The 5,188-nt window shown below is 48.9% G+C and carries 5 protein-coding genes and 1 other annotated feature; all 5 genes read right to left on the bottom strand.

All coding sequences use genetic code 11. The features are described from left to right. Positions 1-1,265 (bottom strand): valine--tRNA ligase (locus ACR0P9_RS07320; protein WP_432618764.1); only part of this gene is annotated, 1,265 nt, incomplete at its 3' end. A 77-nt stretch (positions 1,266-1,342) separates the two neighbouring features. Beyond that, positions 1,343-1,579, bottom strand: a binding site (T-box leader). A gap of 96 nt (positions 1,580-1,675) precedes the next feature. Next, positions 1,676-2,527 carry a DUF6602 domain-containing protein gene (locus ACR0P9_RS07315; protein WP_432618762.1) on the bottom strand — a complete coding sequence of 284 codons (852 nt, stop codon included), beginning with the start codon at positions 2,525-2,527 and terminating at the stop codon, positions 1,676-1,678. Between the two features lie 112 nt (positions 2,528-2,639). Further along, positions 2,640-3,173 carry a ribosome hibernation-promoting factor, HPF/YfiA family gene (gene hpf, locus ACR0P9_RS07310; RefSeq protein ID WP_432618760.1) on the bottom strand — a complete coding sequence of 178 codons (534 nt, stop codon included), beginning with the start codon at positions 3,171-3,173 and terminating at the stop codon, positions 2,640-2,642. A gap of 251 nt (positions 3,174-3,424) precedes the next feature. Further along, on the bottom strand, positions 3,425-4,270 hold the full coding sequence (locus ACR0P9_RS07305) for a fumarate hydratase (RefSeq protein ID WP_432618758.1): 846 nt from the start codon (positions 4,268-4,270) through the stop codon (positions 3,425-3,427). A 38-nt stretch (positions 4,271-4,308) separates the two neighbouring features. Continuing rightward, the coding region (locus tag ACR0P9_RS07300) for an amidohydrolase family protein (RefSeq protein WP_432618756.1) at positions 4,309-5,188 on the bottom strand (880 nt) is incomplete at its 5' end.

The following is a 5,188-nucleotide window of genomic DNA, read 5'->3' as shown; positions in this document are numbered from 1 at the left end:
TCCTCGCAGTAGTACGCCGGAATGCGGTGACCCCACCACAGCTGACGGGAAATACACCAGTCGTGTACATTTTCCATCCAGCGCGTATAGGTCTTGCTGAAGCGCTCCGGAACGAACTTGATCTCGCCGTCTTCCACGACGCGAATAGCATCCTTTGCCAGCGGCGCCATCTTGACGAACCACTGAGCGGAGGTCATCGGCTCTACAGTCGTGCCGCAGCGGTAGCAGGTGCCAACGTTATGGGTGTGATCCTCGATCTTGACCAGACGGCCTTCTGCTTCCAGATCAGCCAGAACTGCCTTGCGGCACTCGTAGCGATCCATGCCCTGATACTTGCCGCCGTTTTCGTTGACGGTTGCATCCTCGTTGAATACGAGAATCTGCTCCAAATTGTGGCGCTGACCCATCTCGAAATCGTTCGGGTCATGGCACGGCGTGGTCTTGACGCAGCCGGTGCCGAATTCCTTGTCGACATAATCATCGGCGAAAATCGGGATCTCGCGGCCGATAATCGGCAAAATTGCCATCTTGCCGACCAGATGCTTGTAGCGCTCATCGTCCGGATTAACCGCGATGCCGCTGTCGCCCATGAAGGTCTCCGGACGGGTAGTAGCGACAATCACGCTCTCGTCGGAATCCTTGATGTCGTACTTGATGTACCACAGCTTGCCCGGCTGGGTTTCGTACTCCACTTCGGCGTCAGACAACGCGGTTGCACAGTGCGGGCACCAGTTGATGATGCGGCTGCCCTTGTAAATCAGACCCTTGTTGTACAGGTTGACAAATACTTCCTTAACCGCCTTCGAGCAACCCTCGTCCATCGTGAAGCGCTCACGACGCCAGTCACAAGAAGAACCGAGCTTCTTGAGCTGCTGAATGATGCGGTCGCCGTACTGGTTCTTCCACGCCCAAACGCGCTCCAAGAACTTCTCGCGGCCGAGGTCATAGCGGGTCAGACCCTCTTCCTTGCGCAGGTTTTCCTCTACCTTGATCTGGGTAGCGATGCCTGCGTGGTCCGTGCCCGGCATCCACAGAGCAGAGTAGCCCTGCATACGCTTGGTACGAATGAGAATATCCTGCAGGGTCTCATCGAATGCATGACCCATGTGCAGCTGACCGGTGACATTCGGAGGCGGAATCACAATCGTAAACGGTTTTTTGTTTTCGTCTACTTCGGCATTGAAGTAGCCCTTTTCTTCCCACGTCTTGTACAGCTTATCTTCTGTCGCAGACGGGTCATACGTCTTTGGCAATTCGTTGGTCACAAAATTGCCTCCTTCCTTCATATATATTCGCGTGCAGCCGGATCTTTCGCTGAAAATAAGAAAAAGCCTCCGTCCCTCATCAGGACGAAGACTTGTGCTCTCCGCGGTACCACCCTAATTCACGCGAGCCATCTATCTCGCGTGCGCTTCCAGTCGGATAACGGGGACAAGCCGAATGCCCCTACCCGCTGGATACTCCAGTTTCAGCGCATTAACTCAGAAGCTACCTTCCATCCCCTGCCGCGAAGCCTCGCACCGACCGGCTTCTCTCTTTGCTGGCATAGGAATGTACTCCTCTTCTTCAGCGTCGATCTCTGTTTTAGACCAGTCTATTATAATCTCTGACCGGTCTGTTGTCAAGGCATAATAACGGTTGTACTCCGTTCGTTTTGTCTAGCAGAATTTTTCTATCAGTTTTCTTCGTTATGCTGTATATTGAATCTGACGACAGGCTGTTTTTCCATCTCATGAAGAAACTTATCTATTTGCACATTAAGCATCTCGTCTGTATCTGCAATTTTAAGTCGAGTATCTCTTGTTCTACTCAAAATATACGACAGAAAAATCGGCAGTGTATCGTCTTCGCAAGGTAGTGTGATAAACCCTTGATATGTATTACTCGTCGTAACATAAAACTTTTTGTCTTCCTTTTCACCTTCATAGAATAATCGAAAAATAATTGTTTTCTTTTTTAGAAGTACAATCATATCAGGCATTAGAGAAGGATTCAATGGCTTTATTTCATGAAAATAGTTTAATACTGTCTTGGAATCCACACTATCGTATGCAAAAACGACACCAAACGGCTTCGTAAAGCCAGTTTTATTCCATTCTACACCGTTGATTTCTATTGCAAGATTGGGCAGAATTTGACCAGCATCTGGAGTTTCTTTGACGAGTGACTTGAAGGATGCTATATTGTTAATGCTTTCAATAAATGCTTTTTTATCCAGCATAGATTTTACTTCTATCTCACCATATGCAGATTCAAATGGCATCATATAATAATCTCCCATAGAAACAGCATATGAAAATAAATCATCATAAATTATAACATCAAGTTGTTTGCTCACCCCATTGTGTGAATCAAAACATTCGCCGTTGCATAAGCCATATCTCTTTGGAAGAAATGGTCTAATAATTTCCTTAAGTAAGAACTCTCGCAAAGCGCCTTTACTTGCAGAGTGATTTACGATTTGACTCATGTTATACTCTGCCTCCAGTCTTGGCACTGCATTTTTTATCACATCATATAAAGTCATCTATCTTTTTCCTCGTTAATCAATCTATTTATTCCAAAAAGCCTTCCGCGGGATCCCGCGGAAGGCTTTGCTATACTTGTTATCTTACCCTTTTATCTATGCAAAACGAAGATCAATTGCCCTCGATTAAGCCATAGCCGCCAGCAGCTCTCTTATAGATAACAGCCGGTGCGTCATCCTCTTCGGCATTGCGGAAGAAGAAGAACTGATGCTCCAGCAGATTCATCTGCAAAATAGCTTCCTCAACGGTCATAGAAGCAACATCGAATTTCTTCCGGCGAACGACTTCATACTTGTCCTCAGCGAACTCTGCGAGGCTTGCCTCATTGGCAGCCATCTTGTCGAATGCGCCCTGACGCAGCTTCTTTTCCAGACGTGTCTTGTTTCTGCGAATCTGTCTCTCGATGCTCGAAATCATACCATCCACGGAAGCAAACATATCTGTCGTGGTTTCCTCTGCACGGAAAACCATGCCATTGTGACGAACGGTTACTTCTGCCGTCTGTCTGCCCTTCAGCTCACTGAAAGTAATGGTCGCGGAGGTATCCTTCTGGAAATACCGATCCAGCTTGGTAACCTTCTTGATAGCGTAATCGCGGAGCTCTTCGCTAATCTTGATTTTTCTTTCAACGATGGTGATCTTCATAACATCAACTCCTTATGGTTTAACAACCCAATTTTTTATTCACTTGTCGAAGAGGAAGTTTTGCGCGGCACGCGCCGCAAGAAGTTGTATTATTTCAACAAATTTCCATTTGTTTCTTCCTCTTTTGTTGGGAATATTATACCACGCAGAGACAAATATGTCGCATGGCAAAATTCGGCGAATTTGGAGTTGAGCATAGAATAGCTTAAACAATCTCTTATTTTCTCACGTTTTCTTGAAATTTCGTGATTTTAGATTTTTCCCTCTGCATGGCGTGTGACATGACAGCCAATGTTGACGGCACACGGCAGACCGGCAATATGGGTCGGATACGTATCAATGGCACACATCAGAGCGGTCACTGTGCCGCCCAAGCCCTGCGGTCCGATGCCCAGCGCGTTGACACGCTCAATAATCTTCTTTTCCATCTCTGCATAGCCCGGATTCTCATTGAACTGACCAACCGGACGCATCAGCGCACGCTTTGCCAGATAGCACGCCTTATCTGCCGTGCCGCCCAGACCGACACCGATAACAATCGGCGGACACGGGTTAGAGCCAGCCTTGTCGCAGGCCTCAACAACAAAGTCAATAATGTCCTCCGGCTTTGCTGCTGGGGTAAACATCTTGAGTGCACTCATGTTTTCACTGCCAAAGCCCTTTGGCTCGACGGTGACATGAATTTCATCACCGGCAACAACACGTGTGTAGAGAATAGCCGGCGTGTTGTCGTTGGTGTTGCTGCGATCGAGCAGCGGATCACGAACGACGGACAGACGCAGATAGCCGTCTACATAGCCCTGACGAACGCCCTCGTTGACAGCATCCTCCAGCAGACCACCGGTAATATGCACATCCTGACCGACTTCTACGAATACAATAGCCATGCCGCAATCCTGACAGATCGGCACGGAATTCTTACAGGCAATATCACAGTTTTCAATCATCTTGCCAAAAATGGTCTTGCCGAGCGGAGATTTCTCATTCTGCTCTCCGTCTACATAAGACTGTCGGATGCTCTCCGGCAGGACATAGTTTGCCTTCATGCACAGCTCGCGCACCAGCGCGGTAATCTCTTTTGCTTCGATGGTTCTCATTCTGTGTAATCCTCCTGTATTGTATGCCAAGTGCGGCATTATTTCACCTGTTTTCCGTCAATGTATACGGCTGTGACCTTGGTGCGGTAATCCAGCGGATCGCCACTCGTAATCAGCAGATCGGCATCCTTGCCGACACGCAGCGAGCCAATTCTGTCATCCAATCCAGCAATGCGAGCCGGAACAATCGTAACAGCCTGAAGAGCAGCAAGCGGTTCCATTCCTGCCTGTACAGCAGCTACTACACACTGCATGAAATGCTTGAGTGTGGTCTCTGGATGATCGGTTGTGATGGCGGTTTCAATGCCCGCTTCGGTCAGCAGAGCCGGTGCCTGCTCGGTCAAGTGTCGCAGTTCCGGCTTGGAGCGATCCGTCAAAAACGGTCCGGCGCAAATCGGTACGTGTTCCTCTGCCAGAATATCTGCAACAAGATGCGCCTCTGTGCCATGCAGAATGACCGGTTTAATCGAAAACTCTTTCGCAATGCGCAGAGCAGTAAACATATCATCCGCACGGTGCGCATGGAAATGCGCCGGACAGGTGCCATCCAAAACCGGAAGCAGTGCTTCATACTTGGCATCGTACTCCGGCAGATCCGACGGATCTTCTGCGTGCTGCTTTTGTCTGCCGTATTCTTGTGCTTTGTACAGCGTCTCTCGGATGAGTGCCGCCGTCGCCATACGGGTCACCGGCGTCTCATCCTTATCATTATAGCATGATTTTGGATTCTCTCCCAGCGCAAATTTCATCGCGCACGGCTGTTTGACAATCATATCGTCAATCCGGCGGCCTGCCGTCTTGATCGCAGCGATTTGTCCGGCAATCGGATTGCAGCTGCCAGGAGATACCAAACAGCAGGTCACGCCTGCCTCGCGCGCCTCCTGAAAACTGCGCTCCATTGGATTAATGCCGTCAATG

This window comes from Butyricicoccus sp. (genome assembly GCF_050872565.1).
Lineage (GTDB): Bacteria > Bacillota > Clostridia > Oscillospirales > Butyricicoccaceae > Butyricicoccus_A.
This window is presented reverse-complemented; position numbering and strand designations above follow the sequence as displayed.